The sequence below is a fragment of the Methylocystis sp. Sn-Cys genome (genome assembly GCF_016745395.1).
Classification (GTDB): domain Bacteria; phylum Pseudomonadota; class Alphaproteobacteria; order Rhizobiales; family Beijerinckiaceae; genus Methylocystis; species Methylocystis iwaonis.
The window spans coordinates 59,426-81,199 of sequence record NZ_JAERVJ010000006.1; the positions used below are offsets into that span (position 1 = coordinate 59,426).

15 protein-coding genes and 1 pseudogene are annotated in these 21,774 nt (G+C 58.2%); 6 read left to right on the forward strand and 10 right to left on the reverse strand.

Annotated elements, in window-relative coordinates; translation table 11 throughout:
• Positions 1-29: 29 nt before the first annotated feature.
• The 6 genes from JJT62_RS12740 to JJT62_RS12765 all read right to left on the reverse strand — a co-directional run bounded on the left by JJT62_RS12740 (position 30) and on the right by JJT62_RS12765 (position 8,469).
• Complete coding sequence (locus JJT62_RS12740) at positions 30-797, reverse strand: methanobactin precursor domain-containing sigma factor (RefSeq protein ID WP_202073148.1); 768 nt, start codon at positions 795-797, stop codon at positions 30-32.
• 777 nt (positions 798-1,574) lie between these two features.
• On the reverse strand, positions 1,575-2,759 hold the full coding sequence (locus JJT62_RS12745) for a methanobactin export MATE transporter MbnM (protein ID WP_202073149.1): 1,185 nt from the start codon (positions 2,757-2,759) through the stop codon (positions 1,575-1,577).
• Positions 2,756-3,808: an MbnP family copper-binding protein gene (locus JJT62_RS12750; RefSeq protein ID WP_202073150.1), complete on the reverse strand. Its 1,053-nt coding sequence runs from the start codon at positions 3,806-3,808 to the stop codon at positions 2,756-2,758. The genes JJT62_RS12745 and JJT62_RS12750 overlap by 4 nt, the downstream gene beginning before the upstream one ends.
• 886 nt (positions 3,809-4,694) lie before the next feature.
• On the reverse strand, positions 4,695-6,062 hold the full coding sequence (locus JJT62_RS12755; protein ID WP_202073151.1) for a hypothetical protein: 1,368 nt from the start codon (positions 6,060-6,062) through the stop codon (positions 4,695-4,697).
• Positions 6,063-6,071: 9 nt separating this feature from the next.
• Positions 6,072-7,442 (reverse strand): lipopolysaccharide biosynthesis protein, encoded by a 1,371-nt coding sequence (locus JJT62_RS12760; protein WP_202073152.1) that lies wholly within the window; start codon positions 7,440-7,442, stop codon positions 6,072-6,074.
• A 31-nt stretch (positions 7,443-7,473) separates the two neighbouring features.
• On the reverse strand, positions 7,474-8,469 hold the full coding sequence (locus JJT62_RS12765) for a hypothetical protein (RefSeq protein ID WP_202073153.1): 996 nt from the start codon (positions 8,467-8,469) through the stop codon (positions 7,474-7,476).
• 593 nt (positions 8,470-9,062) lie between these two features.
• Here JJT62_RS12765 and JJT62_RS12770 point away from each other — a divergent pair.
• Positions 9,063-10,307: an acyltransferase gene (locus JJT62_RS12770; protein ID WP_255537268.1), complete on the forward strand. Its 1,245-nt coding sequence runs from the start codon at positions 9,063-9,065 to the stop codon at positions 10,305-10,307.
• 105 nt (positions 10,308-10,412) lie between these two features.
• On the opposite strand, the gene JJT62_RS12775 is transcribed toward JJT62_RS12770, so the two are convergent.
• Positions 10,413-12,008 (reverse strand): FAD-dependent oxidoreductase, encoded by a 1,596-nt coding sequence (locus tag JJT62_RS12775; RefSeq protein WP_370568543.1) that lies wholly within the window; start codon positions 12,006-12,008, stop codon positions 10,413-10,415.
• A 279-nt stretch (positions 12,009-12,287) separates the two neighbouring features.
• Between JJT62_RS12775 and JJT62_RS19175 the strand changes: the two genes are divergently transcribed.
• A complete protein-coding gene (locus tag JJT62_RS19175; protein WP_246744871.1) occupies positions 12,288-12,581 on the forward strand; it encodes a hypothetical protein in 294 nt (97 codons plus the stop codon).
• A 6-nt stretch (positions 12,582-12,587) separates the two neighbouring features.
• Here JJT62_RS19175 and JJT62_RS19570 read toward each other — a convergent pair.
• From JJT62_RS19570 to JJT62_RS12790, 3 genes and pseudogenes are all read right to left on the reverse strand, one after another.
• A pseudogene (locus tag JJT62_RS19570) lies at positions 12,588-12,965 on the reverse strand (aldo/keto reductase); the annotation flags it as partial.
• 399 nt (positions 12,966-13,364) lie between these two features.
• Entirely contained in the window at positions 13,365-14,882 is a 1,518-nt protein-coding gene (locus tag JJT62_RS12785; RefSeq protein WP_202073157.1) for an aldehyde dehydrogenase family protein, read from the reverse strand.
• A gap of 208 nt (positions 14,883-15,090) precedes the next feature.
• Positions 15,091-16,059, reverse strand: coding sequence for a helix-turn-helix domain-containing protein (locus JJT62_RS12790; protein WP_202073158.1), 969 nt, complete (start codon positions 16,057-16,059; stop codon positions 15,091-15,093).
• Between the two features lie 341 nt (positions 16,060-16,400).
• Between JJT62_RS12790 and JJT62_RS12795 the strand changes: the two genes are divergently transcribed.
• The 4 genes from JJT62_RS12795 (at position 16,401) to sbnB (ending at position 21,768) form a co-directional block, all read left to right on the forward strand.
• On the forward strand, positions 16,401-18,299 hold the full coding sequence (locus tag JJT62_RS12795; protein WP_202073159.1) for a methanol/ethanol family PQQ-dependent dehydrogenase: 1,899 nt from the start codon (positions 16,401-16,403) through the stop codon (positions 18,297-18,299).
• 355 nt (positions 18,300-18,654) lie between these two features.
• Entirely contained in the window at positions 18,655-19,221 is a 567-nt protein-coding gene (locus JJT62_RS12800; protein WP_202073160.1) for a hypothetical protein, read from the forward strand.
• A 447-nt stretch (positions 19,222-19,668) separates the two neighbouring features.
• Entirely contained in the window at positions 19,669-20,685 is a 1,017-nt protein-coding gene (gene sbnA / locus JJT62_RS12805) for a 2,3-diaminopropionate biosynthesis protein SbnA (protein WP_202073161.1), read from the forward strand.
• A 39-nt stretch (positions 20,686-20,724) separates the two neighbouring features.
• Positions 20,725-21,768, forward strand: coding sequence for a 2,3-diaminopropionate biosynthesis protein SbnB (sbnB, locus tag JJT62_RS12810; RefSeq protein ID WP_202073162.1), 1,044 nt, complete (start codon positions 20,725-20,727; stop codon positions 21,766-21,768).
• Positions 21,769-21,774 lie beyond the last annotated feature (6 nt).

Below are 21,774 nucleotides of genomic sequence, written 5' to 3' on the forward strand. Positions count from 1 at the left end.
TGGGATCGACGCAAGGCCTCGGCAGTTGGTTAGCCGTTCGTCATCGCGCAGGTCGACGCGCAACGGGCGCTGGCGCGGCCGATGACATTGAGCTCGACGCGCTTGGCAATGCGAATTTTCATGGCGTTTCTCCTGGTGTGAATTTGTCCGATTTTGATCGGACGAGGCTCCGAATTGGGAGGCCCGTTAGGTAAGACGATCGGCGCCGGGCAAATCGGACTCTGCTGAATTAGTTTTTTCTTATGGGCGCCAATTGAAGGTCGGCTGGCTTCCCCGGACCGTTGCGCCGCCTGGCCTTCAGCTTTGCCAGAATCGACATCCAGAAGCTCGAGTGCGCGATTGATACAGCGATAGACAGTTCGAACGGACAGGCCGGTTTCTTTCGCCACCTCGGCGTGGCTGTGCCCGAGAACCCGGCTTAGGAGGAAGATTCTGAGGCAATCCGGCGGCAGATGACCAAGGATCATTTTCAAGTGAAACATCGGGTCCGATTCGATCGAGGCGACGGCAACAGACGCCTCGCCACTCGCCAATTGTGTGAATGCTACGTCGTTGGCGATGGACTTGCTGCGCGCCCTCTCCCGGCGAAGCCAATCGATTGCGATGTTCGAGGCGGTCTTCGATAGATAGCTCCGGACGTTGGTTACATTTTCCCAGTCTCCCTTTTCGAGCATTTTTAGATAAGCCTCTTGGACGATGTCCTCGGCTTCGTGTGCGCCGATCAGACGTTTCGCTCGGCTTGTGAGCGCGCGATGGTGATTGCGAAACAAACGCTCGAGGGTGGATGAATGGCGCATGAGCACCTCGCGGTGTTGTGGGCGCTGTTGCGCTCCGGTTGGTGAAAGGGTGAGGTCGCGTGCATTCCGGCGGCCCTCTATTGAAGGCTCGACGTCCAATCTGGCCGTTGAGCGCGGTCTAGCGCGCAAACGCGTTCCGGGCGCCGGCCTCGTCAATGCGGGGTGCGTTGCAACGCGTTCAATTCAAGCGCGATGGCCACTACACCCAAGGCCACTGGAGATAGAAGCGAAAGGAGATTAGACGGGCGGAGCGCGCGCCCTTTGGCGGCGCGAATGCAGGGGCGATAGATCATCGCAGCCCCAAGGACTCGCGCCGATCTCTGTCGAAGAGTTGCCTATGTAGGCCGCGTGATCTTGGGCGTGCAGGAACGGCTGCAGATCCCCGCAAGCGCCACAGAAAAAGTTGCAATCGCACGCATAGGGAGATTCGATAGGGTTCAGAGGCGGTCCAGGCGAGGCGCCAATCCGGCAGATTTGGCCCTCTATGCGCGGGCCATGACCCCGCACGGCGAAAGTCGCCGGTGCGCCAATCACCTGCCAAAAGACGACTGTTAATAGGAAGATGCGAAGAAGCATGGACCTCCGCGATTCCTTGCTTTTGCCCAACGCCAGGACTCGAGGGGGACCCGCCTAGCGCGCTTTCCGCTCGCATGGAATCAGAATGCGCTCTAGGGACAAGTCCCGCGCGGCAGATGATGCTGCGCCAACGCGAGTGAAGCAAAAACGCCGCGCGTCAGGCGAATCTTGTTAGCCACGGACCGAATTCCTCAGAAGCTCTCAATGAGGCGGAGTAACGACCGAGACGCCGATCGAGGGCGAGGCACCGTTCCACGGATCGCTGAAACGCGGTGACGAGAGGAAAGACTCATCCGTAAGCGTTTTCAAAAACGCGATGAGATCGGATTTCTCTTGCTCGCTGAGATCAATCGGAACGATCAGCGCGCTCTTGTTTGGATTGTGGCGTCCATCGCCGGCGAAGGGGCCTTCCTTCAGGTTCCGCCCGCCGGCGGCATAGATCTCGACAGCATCCTCAAGAGTTGCAACGCTTCCGTCGTGCATGTAAGGCGCTGTCACCGCGATGTTCCGCAGACTGGGCGCGCGGAATGTCCCCATATCTTCTGGCTTGTGAGTGTTCTCGTAAACGCCGCGATTGGGCGCTGGATATGACCCGTCCTTGTCGAGATTATACAGCCCCGTATTGTGGAACGGCGTTTCGACGCCTCGGGTTTTGGCGTGATAAAACTGATCGTCGAAATTGACGCTCCCATGGCAGTGATGGCACTCGGCTTTCTCTCCGAAAAACAGATCCTTGCCGCGGATTTCCTCGGGGGTCAGCGTCGCGTTTCCTTGGAGGTAGAGGTCGTATTTCGAATTCGCTGACACAGCGCCGCGTTCGAATACGGCGATCGCTTTGATGATGTTTCCAAAGGTGAGCGGCTCCGCTTCGCCGGGGAAAGCCGCTGCGAAATCTTGGCGATAGGTTGCGTCATTTGCAAAGCGCGAAAGAATTTCCTTCCGGTTCTTGTCGTTGACGCCCATTTCGATCGGGTCTTCGCCAAAGAGCGGGGCTTCCATCTGTCGCTCCAGCGTGACCATTGCCGGGTTGGCCCAGGTAAGCGTCGCGCGCCAGGACACGTTTGCAATGCTCGGCGCATTGCGCGGCGTGTTCTGGCCCGTGGCGCCCACGCCGAGCTTGCGCCCGTCTGTGAACGCGAGACGCTGCAAATGGCACGAGGCGCAGCTTTCCTTCCCGTTTCCCGACAGCCGTGTGTCGTAAAACAACTTACGCCCGAGCTGGAAGCGGGACTCCGACATTGGATTGTCCGTCGGGACGCGAGGCGGCGGCAAGAAATCCGGCAAGGACCAGCGCCATGCAGACTCGTTTTGGTCCGCTCCTCCATGAGCTGCGGGAGAGATCAGCGTGAAAGCCGTCAGAAGGACGGCAAGACGACGATGAGTCATTTCGCGGCCTCCACACGGAAAATTTTCGTGACCGCGCCGGATGGTTTACCGGCGTCGTTCGCGTCAAGGGCGGTTTCTTTGAGCCGAAGCGCCAAATTCTCGAACATCGGCCCACATTCGGGGTCGGCGGGGCCGCTCATGCATCCCGTCGAGAAGCCCTTGTCTTGGCCGAGATCGATGCCGGAGAACAAGGCCGCCAAATCTAAAACCACGCGTTGTCGGGCCGGGTCGAATGACGCAAATTTTACCGGAATTCGATTGGCGCTGGCGCAAGAGGTGATCTCGCCTTTTACCGCGTCGCCACGACACCCAGTCGAGCCTAAATGCAGCATCCAGGTCGATACGGTGACTGTGCCATCGGCGTTGACCTTCGCAGGCGCCGGCTTCAGCGCATCGGCCATTGCGGGAGCGCCAATGGCGCTCGCCGTAGCGCCGTCCGCACTGCCCGGCGCAAGCTTGGGCGTGATCGGAGGGCGCGTCACGCCTCCCTCCGGATCGACTTCGACCTTGATGAACTTACGCCCGGCCTGCCAATTCCAGGCCATCGCCTGAATGTCGAGAGGCGCCGGCGCCGTCGCGAAGTTCGAGTGATTGAGAAAGATGTCCTTTCCCTCTTTATCCCTTACGACGCTTGGAACGCCGACGACGAAGCTGACGCCGCGATAACGTCCTTTCGGCGCCAGGCCCTTGATCGTGTCGTATGTGTCGGCATTGCCGACGCATTTGCCGGTCTTGTCCTCGAAATCCAGCAAAGCGACGTTTGCGTACTGCCAATCATTCTGGTCCAATTCGATGGGAACCTCGCGCCCGGCGGCGTCGATGAGCGTGGCAGCCGAGATATAGAGTCTCGCATCACGGAGCTGCGCAGAGCGGCCGCCGGTTCCGAGGCCAGGAATGTCTTGTCCGCATCGGACCGGATTGCCTCCAGCCGCCAATGAGAAACGAATTGCGACCTGCTGCTTGTCGCCTCGATCATCCTGCGCGGCTCGCGCGACGCCAAGAGGCGCAGAAACCGCCACGAACAGCGCCAACACCCGAAAAATGTACATAGCTTCGCCTCCTGTTCGCGACGTGCGCAAAAACAGTGCGAGAAGATGGCCGAGCGAATCTAAATCGCCCGGCGTGGAAGTATTAGGAGAGGGAGGTCGGGGGCCCGCGGGACAGCGGTATGAGGAAACGTCGGGATGGTAGCGACGGAGACTCTTGCGAACTCGACGCCGCCGACGATTCTTCTAGATCCGGCGTCAGTAAGATCGCCACAGCCGCGAGCAACGCAGGCGTCACGTTCCAATGGTCGCGTCCGGCGCCCGCACAAAGCACACACTGGCAATCGTGAGTAGAATGCGCTGGATCGCCATGAGGCGCGTCGTCCCCGCAAATTGCGCCAACCAAAGCGAGCGAAACCCCGGGAATATCGTTCTGGACGTGGCTCCGGCTGACGGGCGCGAAAAGAAAGGCGAGTGCTTGCAGCACAATTAGACAAATGACCGCGTGCGCACGAAAAGCGCGCAAAAAGTCCTTTATCTGGTAAAACTGCCGCATAGTTCCATGTCTCTTATTGCTGTCCGCTTGTCAATAGGCAACCAAGATTACAAGAAGCACATTTCTTGTGGAGCGCGCCTCGACGGCCACGGTAGTCTCAAGAGCCTCACGGCGCCTTGTCGCTTTAATTCTGGTTTAGTGCAGCTTCCTTCATCCGCCCGTTCTCCTCGTCGGCCTAGACAAGACGGATCGGGGCAAGTTCTCAGCCTTCCGGCAGCAGACGGCAAACGGCCCGGCCATTGGGCCACGGGATCGAACCGCGCATAAGCCAGCTCTCAGTAGGGCTTGTCGTGCGGTATGACGACCAAGGCCGAAACAGAAATGGCCCCGGTGACACCTCACCGCAGGCCTTCCGCGCGATCGAGGCGGTAGACGCGGTTCCTACCGGCGCGCTCACCCTCCTGTCGCAGAAGATAAAGAGCCGCCAGAAGGCGATACGCCGACGTTCGACGACGAGGTGATGCAGTTTGACCCACAATTTTTACGGAACGAGCCCAGTGCAAACGCTCCGCGCAAAATGACGCCCCAGAGGAAGTAGTATGGGATCGCAAAATAGGGTTTTTCCAGATTGTCTTCGCCTAACGAGCCCATAAGAACGAGCACGATAAAGGCTAACATCACAAAGATTCGATCCTGCCAGAGGCGGGAAGGCAAATGGGCGCCTGCGCGAAAAAATGCTTTCAGGGCGGCGTAAAAGAGCTCGGCATGCATCCAGAACCAGACGGCAAATCCGATCAGGCCGCATCGAGAAAAAACAGACATCATAGAATTATGTGGCTCTCGCACTTGAATTCCCGCGACATTTCCAAACGAGATCAGCGGGAATCCGAACCCCAGACCGGTGAGGAACGTCGTGGAATCCGCGGTAACTCGATCAATCAGGTCGGTCCACCATTGCATGCGCTGATCCACGCCCGAAGCGGCGGCGGATATCGCGTCGTTGCTCCCGTCCGAGATTCCGACCATCGCAGCAATGTGATCGACGAAAAACGAAAGAGAAACCTGACTCGTCAGGCGCCCCGGAACGTGCAATTCCAGGACTTCGATCGCCGCCAGCGCAGCAACCAAAAGAGGCGCAAAAGATAAAAGCGGTCGTATCGCCGATCTACGCAGGAACCACATTAGCAACAAGAGCGCGGCGAGCTGCATATAGGCGGTGCGATTTTGGAAAACGACAATGATATAAGAAGCCAGCGCGCCCGCCAGCAAGGCGGCCCAAGGCGCACCCGGAAATCTGATGATGAGATAGGCCGCCGCCCAAAAGATGACGACGTCCCCCGTGTTGAACAGGCCGAATATAGGAACCGCCTCACCATGCTCGGATACGATCTGAGGCGACGCCGCTATAATTTCGGTTCTAAAAAGATAGCCGACGCTGGCATAGGCGACAGCGACAACAAGCGCTGCCGGAAGCCAGCGGAACAACCGTTCCAAGGCTTGCTGTTGTGACGCAAACGAATATCCTACGATCAGATAAAGCGAGTCGATCGCTTGGGACGCGTCGCGCAGCGCCCACAATCCGTATTCGGGCGTAAAAAACACCGCCCAACCGATCGCATAACACCACCACGCGACGAGGGGGAACAGTCGGATAACCGACCTCATCTCGAGCAATGAGCTCACCACATTCGATCCCAGCAAGCCCAAAATCAGAACAGTTTCCCCAAGGGGGATGCCGAGTCCCGGCAGCCTGATCTGCATGAAGCTAAATCCCAGGATCAGGTTTCCCGCCAGGACCAGGGCCAGGGCAAAATTGAGCATCCAATCCTCCTAGTCCCTGTGACCTTGCGCATCAGACGCACGCTTCGATAACCGGTAGGAACACCATATGTTGCGGCTGAGAAGAATTACGCTACTCAGCGCCCAACCGATGAAGACGCCCAACAATCCGAATGCCGCGCATGCGGCTATGCCGATCGTCATCGTTGACGCCGTCCAAGCAAATTTGGAAAGGGCTATGGATTTCATCTTGCCGTTGAGGCGTAAGTTGAGCTCCACGATTGCGTTCAAAACGGAAAGCACCGGGATGACACAAAGCCACACGATCAGCGACGGGCTAACGAGCTTGTCGAACGCGCCTCGATAACAATAGTGAATGGCTTGCATGCCAACGAAAGAAAACAGGAACGCGTAGACGGCGGTCCCGCTCAAAACTGTGCCGGCGAAAAGCCCGAGCGTTCTTCGGTATCGATCGCGCTGGTTGGCCGAATGGTACCTCGCAAGCGTTGGCGCGGCCGCCGATAAAGTCGCCGCCGTCGCAAGATTTACCGGCAAGATCATGTTGAAAATAGCGCGGACGGCTGCAGTTGCCTCGAGGCCGATCATGGAGGGTCCCACCAAGTGGAAAATATTGCCGCCGAGCCAGTGGTTCGTCTGAGCGATAATGGCCCAGCGCCCATAGCGCCAATGGTCGCGCAACACCTCGCGGATCATCGACCCGACGCGCGCGAGCCTTAAATCGGGACGAAGAAATACGACCATAATAAACAGGCAGGGAAGAGCCATCGCTCCCCCGATCGAGATAATGGCGTAAGACGGCCTCAAAACGCCGGCGATGTGCAGAACGAACAGAAATGCCGGCGCCAAGATGGCGTAAGCCACTCCGCCAAGCGCAAACAATCCGTTATAGGAATGCGTGTAACACAACTGTTGCGTCATCGGGCGCAGGAACAGCAGCGGCGCTGCAATGAGGGCCCCCACCATCGTCTCCGCAATGAGGGGAGATCCCCGATCGTGAAAAATCGATCCCGCCGCCAGAAGCGCCAAAGATGCTAACACTGATGTAGCGAAATGCAGGAAGACGACCGCTCCCGTATAGCAGCGCAGGCGATTTGCGTATCTGGCGGGCCCGAGGATCGGAATTGGCTCAGACACGAGCGCTTCGAATAGCATACAGGTTACGATAATCAGGGAATAGCAGAAGCTGTATACGCCCACGTGATCGATCGGCATCCAGCGCACGAGCAAAACGGTCAGCATGAAGTTCGTGCCGGCGAAAATAGCTTGTTCGGCAATGGCCGACATGATTTTGATGAAATGAAGTAACCCGCTGGGCGCTTTTCTCAGACGCGCAAAGTCGAGCGCCGTCGCCTTCTGTTCGCCCTGCGCGTCATCAACAGTCGCGGCGGAAGGTCCTTCCATGGTCACTTTCCAATCTCACGGATGGCTGTGCTTAATGATGCTCGGAAGGCTGGATAATGCAGCGCCGATCCCCCGGGTCGTCTGGTTCGAACGGCGCCTGGTTTTCGGCCTTGACAGTATTATTGTTGGAGACCGTTACGTCGCTGCGCCCGAATGTGGACGCCGGGCGATGGGCGCTGTTGATGATAGTATTGCCCGTTATGACGTCGCCGGCGGAATAGGCCGTAATCCCCACTTCAAATCCGTCGACATAATTTCGCTCCGCAATTGCACTCTCGCCGGAAATCTCAATTCCAATGCCGGTCCGCAATGTCGTTTGCACATAATTGCCGATCACCTTTGTCCCTACTCCACCGTCGGTGACGATCGAATATCCGATTGTGTCAGCGGCCGGATTGTTCCAGGTCGAGAAGCGATTGCCTTGAACGAGAAGATTCCGACTTTCTCCGGGTCGTGGCGGAGCCTTTCCCTGGATCTCGATTCCCATACGGGAAATCCCCAGTCCGACATTATCCGAGACGATAACGTTCCGTCCCTGATTCTCGACGTCACCGAGTACGATGCTCATTCCCTGATAAACATTTTTGAAGACGTTGTGGTCGATCGACGAATTATCGAGATTATACCCGTAGACGCCGGAGCCGCCTGCGGCGACGTCCTCGAACCGGTTGCCCGATATCCGTGCGCGTTTCAGGAAATTGAAGGTCAGTCCGTTATGTCGAAACGTCGAGTTCGAAATCTCGATGTTCGACACGGAATCGGGCGACGCATTCCCAAACAGTCTGATCACGCCTCGCATTGGATTGGCGCCGTTGCCCAAGAAGCAGAAAGAATCGATCCTGATGTCGTGGCTGTCGTTTGGATCCGCGGTAAAGATTGGGCTCGAGCTCATCGCGCTCAGGATTGCGTTCTCTCCTTGAAATGTAACGCCCGATTTGAGGGCGATTTCGCCAAGGTGAAATAGCCCCGGAGAAAAGATGATTACATCGCCAAAGGCTGCCGCGATGATCGCGGATCGGACCGCCAAGGTGTCATCCCCTCCGGAGGGGGATACTCTCCTTTCGGCCGCATAGCCGCCGCTGTCCGCCACGCAACCAAGGAATAAGACGCCGGCGACTCCAATGGGAACGCGTGTTGAAGCGCGGCAGTATTTTGTTCGAGTGCGTTCAAAATTCGCGTGAAAGGTTCTCAATCTATTCGCTCACTGTGTCGTTTAGAACCGACAACAACATAGCAGCCATTTTGTGGTCGGGGTCCGACACAAAAGATTTGTCGCGTGCCTACTTAGAGTTAACTCCGGAGGGTATTTCCCGAGCAGCAGGCGACGCGATCGAGGGTTTAGGATGTTGCCGAGCGCTCCCACGCATGCCACTCAATGGAACGATCGCTGATTATGCATCTTATGGGTTGAACTTTTGGACTAAGTAAGCCTGCACATGCGTTCAATTGACCGTTTCCGGACTTTCCAATTACCTTCCCTGACGCCGTCGTTCTGCGGATAGCGCCATCGCCCAAAACCGCTAACTCGATGAATCGCAAGATAGCCGCGATCTGCCCATTGGGGCCGCCCCACTCCGTCGCGTTTGACAGCGAAGAGAGTCAAAAGAAGGTTAGAGCATCATGGGCCCACGCGCTTCGACTGCGAGTAGCCATTCAGAATTCGTATCGATCCAGATATTGCGGGCTTTCGCCGCATTCATGATCGTTGTCTGGCATTCACATCTCTCTATAAAGAACTTCGAAGATACGTACTGGCGATCCGACAGCTTTGAATACATGCAAGAACATTACCTGTTCCCGTTCAGGCACCTTGATTTTGGGGTGGATATTTTTTTCTGCCTGAGCGGCTTTATAATGTGTATGCTTGTCATGAGTGGGAAGGAGGCACAATTTAGGCTATACGTTTCCAGGAGGGTCGCTAGAATATACCCGATGTATTGGTTTTTCTCGCTTCTCGTGGTTGCCGCCTATGCATTGAACAATAATTTCAATGTTGGCGGACTCTCGGGAGATAGAGCGGCGGATATTCAAAGAATTGCCTTATCGCTGTCTCTCATTCCCCAATATAAAGCGCCGGTGCTCGGCGTCGCCTGGACGCTTATCCAGGAAATGATATTTTATTGTAGCGTGGCGCTGATTTTGATGTTCAATGGCTCGAGAGGCCTCGTTGCCTGGATCGCCTCTTTATCTGCGGTCTGCATAGCTCTGTATTTGGCTGGAATCGACCTCGTCAACGGGCAATTGTTGAGCCTCTATTACGTGGAATTTTTGTTCGGAGCGTTGGCCTACCGCTTTCATCGAAGCGTCGCTCCGCGCGAGCCAATTGCTCAGATTTTGTTGGCCGTCGCACTTTATGTTGTTGTGGGGGCGGCGCTCGAGCGTTGGCGAAGCTCCGGTCCTTCTTTGCTGCGCGTATTCGGCTGCGGAACAATGGGGTTTTTCTTCATCACAGGCTCGATTGGGCTCGAGAGATGGGCGTCACAAACGTCTTTGACGACGCGCTTCCTGCGGGTGATGGGAGATAGCTCATACGTGCTGTATCTCAGCCACTGGCTCGTGCTTTCAGCTCTCGGTAAGATTGGCGGGCTATTCGTCGGACTGCCCCGACCAGCAATCTTGCTTTGGCACGCGGGCTCGATTGCAGCCGCGGTCTCTTTTGCTCTCGCGTTCCACTTTTCCGTCGAAAAGCCCTTCAATAAATGGCTGTGGCGGCTTTTGCCCACTCGAAAAGAACGCTCGGCTTCTAATGACGAACATTTTGCGCCGTCGATCCACGGCAGCGATTTTGCCGAGGGCAAGGAGAGAGTTTTAGTTGGGACGCCGGCCCAACTTGCCGGCGCGGGCTCGTCTGAGAAAGCCTCCTAATACGACGCTTTATGCGAGAAGAAACGAAGCCGCAGACCCATTGGCCTCGGCGATTTTGGGCCGGCGAGATGTAGACGTTCGATCGATCTCGACGTTCGCGCGCGCTCAAGATTCTAAGCAGTATGTTCTGCCTGTTTTGAGCAGTCGCGGCGTAAGCCGATCGGCAAGCCGAAACGCCGCCATCAGTAACATCATTGTCGGGTTTGCGCCTCCGCCAGTGGGAAAAGCCGACGTTGAGAGGACGCTCAGATTCGGGATGGCGAATGTTTGGAGGTTTTTATCGACCACGCCGGTCGTTGGACTTTTCCCCATCCTGGTCGAGCCTCCAGGGTGATAGACGCCTCCTCCCGACGCCAGCTCTTCGAGAATCGTCGCTTGTGGCTTGATCTCGAATCTGGCGACCGAGGCGAGTGCGCTTGCCTCCCAGAAGCGCACGAAATGTTCGGTCAATATGGCGGCGTTACGGGCGTCTTCGTCACTTGGACGCCAATCTATCTCGGCGAGAGGATTCCCAAAGAAATCCCCTCGCTCGGAGGAAAGTGTGATCCGGTTTCTCGCGAGGGGGGTCTGCTCGATAACCATCTCGAGTTGGTGAGTCGCGCCTGGCGGATAGAGAAGGCGTTTCTCCGCCATGCGCCACCAGACTGCGCGGGCAAACCAGGGCAGTTGGGACGCCAGGAGCAATAAATCGCTCGTGGAAGGAAATCGTCCCTCTTGTCGCGCGCCGACGATTCCACGTAAGGCGTCCAAACCATTTTGCGAATGAGAAGCAAAGGAAATATGCGCAAAGCCGGTGCACGAACCAAGCCTTTTGCGTAGCTTCGGGTTCGGCTCGAGACGAAGAAATCTGAGCATCTTGTGTTCGAAGCGGATTCCCGCGGTTCGGTTCAAAGCGCGATCGTCACAGACCTGTATTCGGGCCGTCGGCGCCGCGAGATGGTCGTGGAAAAAACGGCCGAGGATGTTGTCGGGAGCAAAGATTCTGTGCCCGTAGCGCCGGTCCAAAAGGAGGAGAATGCGCGTGCTCTCGATGGCGCCGGCGGCGACGACAACTTCCCGCGCTTTCACGGAAAGGAGCCGGCCATTCAAACTCCTCGCGCAAACGGTTTCCATGCGTCCGCTAGAGTCGAGAGAGAAATCACTGACTGTGGCGCCGAGCCATATCTGCGGACCGCTTTCGCGTTCGAGCTCCTTACGCAAAAGATTCGCCGTGTTTCGATTGGAGACCGGTATGGCCTTGGCAAGGCGGGGTATGAAATCGAGCTGAGCGGCCTCCTTATGGCCGACCACTTCGGGCGCCTCGTATGGGCCCTCACTGACGCCAAACAGTTGTTCGACGTCCCCCTGGTAGCGGGTGAAGGCTTCCACGCCGACGGGCCATATGGCGTCCCAACCCGCGATGGGATCGGCGTCCTGCGGCAAGAAAGGGATCAGGGCGCCGCCCCATCTGGTGGAGGAGCCCCCGAGGCAACGGAATCGTCCTTCCTCGGCGCCCTTATAAATAGCCCCAGTTTGGATGACCTCATTGAGAGGGTGCCTGTCTTCCGTCTGCTGTTCTTGACCCGACTCGACGACGACGACGCGCAAGCCTTTTCGACTAAGGAGAACGGCGATAACGAGACCGACCGTGCCTCCGCCGATAATGGCGACGTCGGCCTCCAACTTTTGGTCCGCGCTTGATGTCATGAGATTTTGGATCATCGCGACACTCTCCAGCGCGTTTTGGCTCGCATGGGATCATGCGAGCGATGAGAAAGCGCGCAGATTAAAAAACGTGGAGCGCATACCTTTCGCAAAAGCCTAGCACCTTTTGCGCAATGCGCTCTAAGAGGCGCACGCGACCGCTGCGGTCGCGTCGTGCTTATCGACGGCGCTCACGAGACCGCCGATTCGCTCCGGCCGCCCTGTCGATACGAGGATGCATCCGGCGGAATTTCGTCGCAGCGCGCCTGCGAGCGCTTTTTCCGCGCAAAAATTCGGATGACGCTTCGCTTCAGAAAAATAGCCGAAGGTGATCTGAAGGGGGCGGCCGGCTTGGATCAAGACGTCTGCTTCGCGGCCCTCGACGCTGTCGCTACATTGTACGATCTTGGCGAGCGGCGACTCGCTGGCAAGAAATGGCGCAAGCCGTCCCGCTTCACATGCAATTCCGAAATTCGCCACGCGATCCCGCTCGCATTCGAGCCACCGAAGCCACTCGTCGGCGGCCAGCAGATGGGCGTGAGGTTCGTGCAGCAGATAGAGATCGACACGCTCCCTACCCAGCCGCCTTAAGCTTCCGTCGAGGGATCTTCGCGCTCGATCGACACTCCAATCCACGGTCTTCTTGCAAAGGGATGGTAAGATTTTTCCTACGCCTTTCCGAAGCGCTACAGAAATGGGCGTCTGATCTTCACCCCCTGCTGTGTAAATCCCAACTTTCGTCGCAACCGTCGCGTCTGGATGCGAAGCCAGGATTGCTCGCAAGTCGCTCTCCGCGATGCCGCTTCCATAAGAGGGCGCCGTGTCGAAATGCGTGATTCCCGAATCATAGGCCGCCGCGAGAAGACGATGACGCGCGGACGTCGAGCCTATGGAGCGCAGGCTAAAAAGCCGACCTGTGCCAAATCCGATCCTCGATAGACGCAAATTGGTCCCGTCGAGCAAGACGTTTCGCATGGGCTAGGCCTCAACAACGCGGTTGGAAGCATGACAAGCTACCGCGCCATTGGCGCGAGTGGTTGCCTGGCTGCATGGGATTGGTTCGCGCCCCCTCGCGGTCATAGCTGACGAGGGATCATGTCCCCGGCTTGCGTGCAGCCGCTCATCCTTGTGGTTTCCAGCCCTCTGTTTGCACGCTCGTCACCCCGGTCGCGAGGATACTAATCCGATAGCGCAGGAAAACTCAGCGAGCATCCGTGCTACCCCAAAATCGCGCACCCGCTTCTTCGAACAACCGAAAGCACGGCCTCCATGAAACGCCAGTTATCCTTGCCGCTGCGCCCGGGATCGCTAGCTTGCCCGAACGCAGCGGCTCCATCTGCGCCCACGCGGCGCGCGCCAAATCCGTGACGGGTTCTAGAAGAAACCAACCTTGTTCGGATTGTAGGAGACCAGCAGGTTCTTCGTCTGCTGGTAGTGACCGAGCATCATATGGTGGTTCTCGCGGCCTACGCCCGATTGCTTGTAGCCGCCGAAGGCGGCATGGGCAGGATAGGCGTGGTAGCAATTGGTCCAAACGCGTCCTGCCTGAATGGCGCGGCCCATTTGATAAGCGCGGTTGACGTTGCGCGTCCAAACGCCAGCGCCGAGGCCGAAGATCGTGTCATTGGCGATCTCCACTGCTTCTTCGTCGGTGTCGAACGTCGTGACGGAAAGGACCGGACCGAAAATCTCTTCCTGGAAAATGCGCATCTTGTTGTGGCCACGCAGCACTGTCGGCTGCACATAATTGCCGCCCGCGAGATCGTCTGGCAGCTCCGCCTTGCCGCCGCCGATCAGTAGTTCAGCGCCTTCCTTCCGGCCGATGTCGATATAGGAGAGGATCTTGTCCATCTGTTCGCGAGAGGCCTGCGCGCCGACCATCGTCTTCTCGTCGAGCGGATCGCCCTGCACAATCGCGCCCACGCGCTTCAGGGCCTTTTCCATGAAGGCGTCATAGATGTTCCGCTGCACGAGCGCGCGGCTAGGACAGGTGCATATCTCGCCCTGGTTCAACGCGAACATGACGAAGCCTTCCAACGCCTTGTCGAGGAAAGCGTCGTCCTCGGCCATCACATCGGCAAAGAAAATATTGGGCGACTTGCCGCCGAGCTCCAGGGTCGCGGGGATCAAACTATCGGCCGCATAGCCGGCGATCAGGCGGCCCGTCGACGTCTCGCCGGTGAAGGCGATCTTGGCGATCCGTTTGGAAGATGCAAGCGGCTTACCGGCCTCGACGCCAAAGCCATTGACGATATTCACGACGCCCGGCGGCAATAGGTCGGCGACGAGCTCCGCCCAGATCAAAATGGAAAGTGGCGTCACCTCCGCCGGCTTGAGGACGACGCAATTGCCGGCGGCGAGCGCAGGGGCGAGCTTCCACGCCGCCATCAATAGCGGGAAATTCCAAGGGATAATCTGACCGACGACGCCGAGCGGCTCGTGAAAATGATAGGCGATAGTATCCTGATCGATCTCCGAAAGGCCTCCTTCCTGCGCGCGTATTGCCGAGGCGAAATAGCGAAAGTGATCAATCGCCAGCGGCACGTCGGCTTTGGTGGTTTCTCGGATCGGCTTACCGTTGTCCCAGCTCTCGGCTTCGGCAAGGATCGTGAGATTCTGCTCCATGCGGTCGGCGATCCGGTTCAGAACGCGCGCGCGTTCGGCGACGCTGGTTCTGCCCCAGGAGTCTTTTGCCGCATGGGCGGCGTCGAGCGCCAGCTCTATGTCCGCTGCGTCAGATCGTGGGATTTCGCAGAGGATTTGCCCGTTGACCGGCGACGGATTCTGGAAATGTCGGCCATTCGCCGACTCGACCCATCGGCCACCAATAAAGTTCCCGTAATGCTCTTTGAATTTGGGTTGAATCGAACGGATGAAGGCTGGTTTGTTCATGGGGGTTTCCTCGGATTATCACACGCCGTTCTCCGGCGTCGCCCGAGGAAATTCTACCTATAGAGCTTCATCCGCTAGCGTCGGACGAAAAGCCTCAGCGCCGTCTGTCGCAATTTTGCGACACTCGAGCGCGTTCAATTTTCAAACCCGAACGCACTCGAGAGCGTGGCCGCACAAGAGCGGTCATATTCCCAGTTTTCGGAATTTCTCAGTGCGTATTCGAAATGCCGAGCTTGTTCATCTTACGGTGCAGCGTCGCTCGGCTGACGCCGAGCAGCTTAGCCGCGGCCGAGACATTACCTTCGGCGCGGGCGAGCGCTCTGCGGACCGCGCCGCGCTCGGCGTCGACAAGCTCCGCCTCCCCGCCGACGCCCGTCGGCAAGAGGAGATCGACGGCCGGTAGCTGCGCGGCGATGCGGGCGTCGGAAATATCGAGCTCCAGTCGCGCTGACCGGGTCGCGCCGATAATGAGATCGTGGCGATCCACCGCGAGCAGCGAGGCGCCATTGCGGCCGGCGCTCGGCGACAAGACAATGCGGGCGTCGGCGAAGAATTGACGGAAATTCAAAGCTTCGATCGCTCGCGCGGCGTCGGCCAGGGCCACCGCGACGAGGCCGATCAGCCCCTCGGATTTGATTTCTCGGCCGCAGGAAACGTCCAGAGCAGCGGCAAGCCGGCCTTGATGATCGTAAATGGGCGCAACGGTGCAGCTCAAGCCGGTATGACGGGCGCGGAAGTGCTGGTCGCGATGAATCGTGAGCGCGCGGGCTTCCGCGAGGCAAGTGCCGATGCCATTCGTGCCCTCGCGCGCCTCGCTCCACATCGCCCCGAGCCGCAGACCCCAGCCTTGAAAGACAGCCTCGTCGGCGCCGCGCCCTTCGATCGGCACGCCATCCTTGTTGGTCAGCAACACGCAGCAACCAAGCTCGGCGACGGCGCCGAACAGCCGATCGATTGGGGCTTGCGCGACCCGCGCCAGGGGCTCCAGCTCTTCGCGCGCCTGGCGCAGCTCGGCTTCAGTGAGGACATCTGGCGCGCGGCTCTGACCGGGGTCGAGCCCGTATACCGTCATCGAGCGGCGCCAGCTCGCGGCGATCGCCGACGTCGCCGGCGCGATCTCATTCTGGACGACCGAGCGCACCAAATCCGTGTGCGTATGTGGGATCCGCCCCTCCATCGAAGGTCTCCGGGAAAAGAAGAAGAAACGAGTATAAGCGCTTTCTCAGCGAGATGCACGCCGCTCCACCGCAGACGTCGACGCTCCGCGCGCGGTAGGAAACCGCCTTGCATTCCGGATCGGTGCGAAAAATCGTCGCAGAATTGCGACACACGGCGTTTCATTGCTTCGCCCCCCACTAGCGGTCGGCGCCGCCTTGTTTGAAATTCCCTTGGCACGAGCCGGCAATACGGTCCTCTGCTCCTCCCCGCGATAGACAGCGCACGTTCTCCCAGGCGTGCGCTGTCGATCCATCTGAGAGAGAGCCGCTTTCAAAAGATGCCGGGCCATGGAGGAAAGCCATGAACAAGTTCTTGGTGTCGTCGTCTCTTACAATGCTGGCGCTCGCTTTAAGCAACGACGTATGCGCCGACGAGTTGCTCGAGCTGCAAAAGGACCCGACACAGTGGGTGTCGCCCACGGGGGATTACGCCAATCTCCGCCATTCGGCCCTCAAGAAAATCACGACGGAAAACGTCGGCAAGCTCGTCGTCGATTGGCAGTTCTCGACCGGCGTATTGCGGGGCCATGAAGGCGCCCCGCTGGTGATCCATAACATCAAGATACCTGCCGAGGAAAAGGACGGCGTGGTCGTCAAGCAAGCTTACACGACCGACGTCATGTATCTGCATACGCCTTTCCCCAATGTCGTCTACGCCCTCGACCTTAAGGACCGCGACCACAAGATCATTTGGAAATATGCGCCGCAGCAGGACGCCTCGGTCATTCCGGTGATGTGCTGCGACACCGTGAACCGCGGCCTCGCCTATGGCGACGGCAAAATCTTCCTGGCGCAGGCCGATACGACGCTCGTCGCTCTCGACGCCGCGACAGGCGCTTCGTCGGGCGCGACCAAAGACAAGCCGATCTGGTCGGTTAAATTCGGCGATCCTTCGAAAGGCGAAACGTCAACCGCCGCGCCGCATATTTTCAAGGATAAGGTTGTCGTCGGCAACGCCGGCGGCGAATATGGCGTGCGGGGCCAGATCAGCGCCTATGAAATCAAGACCGGCAGACTGATATGGCGCGGCTATTCGACGGGTCCGGACAGCGACACGCTGATCGACCCTGAAAAGACGACGCATCTCGGTAAGCCCGTGGGCAAGGACTCCGGGATCAATAGCTGGCAGGGCGATCAGTGGAAGTTGGGTGGCGGAACGACCTGGGGGTGGTACAGCTATGATCCGGAGCTGAACCTCATTTACTATGGCACGGGCAATCCTTCGACCTGGAATCCGTTGCAGCGGCCCGGCGACAATCGTTGGTCCATGACGCTATGGGCGCGCGATCTCGACACCGGCAAGGCGCGTTGGCTCTACCAGACGACCCCCCACGACCAGTGGGACTATGACGCCGTCAATGAGCTTCTGTTGGTCGATCAGGAGATCGGCGGGAAGAAAGTGAAGACGGCTGTCCACTTCGACCGCAATGGTTTCGGCTACACTCTCGATCGCGTCAACGGCGATCTGCTCGTTGCGGAAAAATTCGATCCGGCTGTCAATTGGGCGACCAGGATCGACATGGACAAATCGTCGAAGACCTACGGCCGGCCAATTCTCGACGAAAGATTTTCGCCCGAAAAGAATGGCGAAGACGTGACGACGCAAGGCGCCTGCCCGACGACGCTCGGCTCCAAAGACGAGCAGCCCGCGAGCTACGACCCGAACACGGGGCTTTTCCTTGTTCCGACAAACCATGTCTGCATGGATTTCGAGCCGTTTCGCGTGAGCTACTCGGCTGGTCAGCCCTATGTCGGCGCCTCGGTGGAAATGTTCCCTGCCGACCGCGACAAGGGGCAGACGCACACGGGCAATTTCATCGCCTGGGACGCCAGGAAGGGAAAGATCGTGTGGTCGAATAAGGAGCAGTTCTCCGCGTGGTCGGGGGCGGTCTCCACCGACGGCGGCGTGACGTTCTACGGCACGCTCGAAGGCTATCTCAAGGCGGTCGACACCAAGACCGGCAAGGAGCTCTACAAGCACAAGACGCCTTCCGGCATCATTGGCAATGTCATCACTTATGAGGTCGAGGGGAAACAATATGTCGCGGTGTTATCGGGCGTCGGCGGTTGGGCCGGCATCGGCCTCGCGGCCGGTCTGACCAAGAGCAACGACGGTCTTGGCGCAGTCGGCAATTATCGCAGCCTTTCCAATTATACGGCGCTCGGCGGCGTGCTGACGGTCTTCTCGATAAGGGAGTAACGATCCGGATTTACTCCGACTGAGGTCTCGCGCCTGGCGCATCCCGTCACGGGACGCCGGGCGCTGTTTTTTAGGAAGACGCCGGCTGCGATTTGATCGCTGCTCTTCCTGATGGGCTTCAGTCGCCTTATCGGAGACGCGAACTCGGCCAGCTTTATTCATCCTGCTAGCGACGCTCGATTTGTAGCCCTATATCCTTGCTCGCCGGGGCGCCCGGCAGCGCTTGCACAGCTCCCCAGAAGGCGCGGCTTACGCCTGCTCTCGCGCGCCCAGAACAAAATGATGCGGCGCGGATTGATTTGCGCCCGCCGGTCAGCAAATCTCCTGCGAGCGAACCGATAAAAGAACCGCCCGAATGCCCCACGTTCCAGACGACGTTTACTCGAAGCGGACGAGAAGCATCGCTGACAATCTCCAGAAAGAACTAAAGCGTGTCGCTGCCGAAGCGCCGTGGCGACAGGTTCAGGAATTCGTCGATTTACTCGGCGTCGCGCAGATCGTTTACGGCCTCGAAGAGGTGGCGTCGCCCGAGGGTAAAGAGGCGGAAATGTTGCGCGCCGCAGCATTGCGTTTCGAGCGGCTGCTCCACCGCAAACGGGACAGGCTCGCCAGGGAAAATCCTTTTATGACAAAGGACGCCCGCACCCGTTTCGACAGTGATATCGAAGTCGTGCGCCGCTATACCCATGCCCTCTCCGCAGAAGCGCGGGTCGCGCTGGCCGTCCGCGACGCTTTCGATTGCGCCAATGAATCATATCCAGGAAGCGATAAAATTCCGACAAGTCTCACTCCCGACGGGCCGCTCATAGCGTTGACTTGCGCCGCGTTGGAGTTCACGCCCGTAAGAGACAAGGCGCCGCAAGCGCTCTGCAAAGCGCTTGAAAAATGGCCGGTCCTACGACGGCAAAAGAAAGAAGGGTGAGGCGAGACCAAACGCAAAAATGAAGCCGCCCAAAGGAGCGGTCCAAGTCAGAGCCAGAGAAGCGATCTCCGCGCGCGCGCGAGAACTGAGTGGCCGGTCGCCGCGGCGCAACTCTGCCAGCCCCGGGCAAAGTTGACGCAATGCTGCGCAAACCTCTTCACGCCATTCACGCGGAGCGCCCGATCGCCGAGCGCATCCAAATTGAAACCCTTCTCAACTGCTTCCTGTAAGGCTTCCAATAGAGACCTCAAATGCGTTGACGATCTTCAACGCGTGTCGGATGCTTATCGAGATCGATAGCCAATTTCAGCTTAGAGAGCATTGAAGATGAATATGGTCTACAGCTCCTCTTAACTCTCATCACTCACGCAAAAACCGCTGAACTCGCGTGCCGGCAGCGCAGCCGAACGCAGCGACATTGTCTTGCGCGTTGCACGGAGCGCACAGATGATTCCGAATTTATGTTCTTTCGTTGGTGACACGCCTCTCGTGGAGCTGGAAGTCTCTTTCGACAATGCGGCGATCAGGTTGTTCGCCAAGTTGGAAATGTTCAACCCCGGAGGCAGTATCAAGGATCGTCCGGCCTTGTTCATGATCCGACAAGCGATGGCTGACGGCAAAATCACTGGAGCTAGCCATTTGGTCGAGAGTTCGTCCGGAAACCTCGCCATCGCCATCGCAATGATCGCGCGACAGATGAAGCTGGAGTTTACGGCCGTCATCGATCCAAACATCACGAAAAACAACCGCGAGCTGATCGAGACTTACGGAGGCAAAATCGAACTCGTCGATGAAAAGGACGAAGAAGGCGGCTATTTGCAATCGCGAATTTGTCGCGTACGCCGACTTCTGGACGAACTACCAAACGCCGTCTGGCTGAATCAGTACGCCAATCCAGACAACCGACGATCTCATTACGAAGGCGTCGGAGCGGAAATTGTAAGAGACATGCCGGTCGAGCCGACACACGCCTTTATCGGCGTCAGCACATGCGGAACGATCATGGGGGTAGCACGTCGACTACGCGAAGCATGGCCAACCGTTCGTATCGTGGCCGTCGATGTCGTCGGCTCCGTCATATTCGGCTCTCCAGGTGGAAAGAGACGGCTTCCGGGCATCGGCGCCAGTCGTGTTCCAGAACAGCTCGATACGCGCGAGATCGATGAGGTCGTCTATGTGACCGATTGGGAGTCTATCTTGGGTTGCCATCGGCTCGTTCGCGAAGAAGGACTTCTTGCGGGCGGCTCCTCGGGCTCGATTATCGCAGCAATTGAAAAAATGGCCCCTCGCCTTCCGCGGGGCGCTGTCATCGTGACGATCATGCCCGATCGCGGCGAGCGTTATCTCGACACCGTCTACAATCGTAACTGGCTCTCTGAGAGCGATCGTGTGCGGCGACCACTCGACGAGTCGCACAGAGTCCTCGCCAAGTTCCGCGAACTGCAAAGCGTCAACCGATCTTAGCTGACCAAAAGCATCTTTCTCTTCCTGAGGTCTACAACAATGAGCGCTCTCGATATCGCCCGTCATACGCCGGCGACCACTCATGTATTGCGTTTTCTCTCTCGCACCGACATCGCTTCTCTCGGCGGCGATCGTTCCGGGCTCTACATGCAAGCGGTGGAAGACGGTTTCCGACTTCATGCCGCGGGCGACTATGCACAGCCGCTGAAGCCCTATTTACGCAGCCCCCGTTCCTCCCATATCGCCGACCGGATCATTGCAATGCCTGCCTGGATCGGCGGAAACGATCCGATCGCCGGGCTCAAATGGATCGGATCGAAACACGACAACCCGTCCGCCCGGTCCATCGACCGAGCGAGCGCCGTCATCGTCCTGAACGACCCCAGCACGCATTTCCCGATCGCAATTCTCGAGGCGGGTCGGATCAGCGCTCTGCGCACTGCTGCTGTAACGGGCGTAGCCTGCCGTCGCCTCGCGAAGCCACTATTCGATCGCGTAGCGATTATCGGTTGCGGCCCCATCGGACGCACGCAGATCGAAATGTTCTGCGAGCAATTCCCACACATTCGAGAGATCCGTCTTCACGACGTCCATGCAGGAAACCTCAGCGAAGGCGTTCAATGGGCGCAAGCCGCGTTTCCCGACGTAGAATTCGTGCCTGTCGAGCAGCCTCGCGCCGCCATTGAGGGAGCGGACGTGGTGGTGACCTGTACGGTAACCGATCGGCCATACTTGCAATTCGAGTGGCTCTCGCCGGGAACATTCCTCGCCAATGTCTCCATAATGGACGTGGAGAAAGAAGTCTTCTTGAGGGCGGACAAGGTCGTCGTGGACGACTGGGATCAGTCCAACCGCGAAAAAAAGATCATCAATCAACTCGTCGAGGCGGGCGCCTTCTCGAGGCGGCAGCTCTATGCGGAACTCGGCGAGATTGTCGTCGGCTCCAAGCCGGGCCGCGAGAACGCCGAAGAAATTATTCTGCTCAACCCGATGGGAATGGCGATCGACGACATTGTCTGCGCGCGGGCTATTCTCCGCCGCGCGGAAGCAGAAGACGTCGGAACAATGCTCGATTTGTTTTGAGGTCGA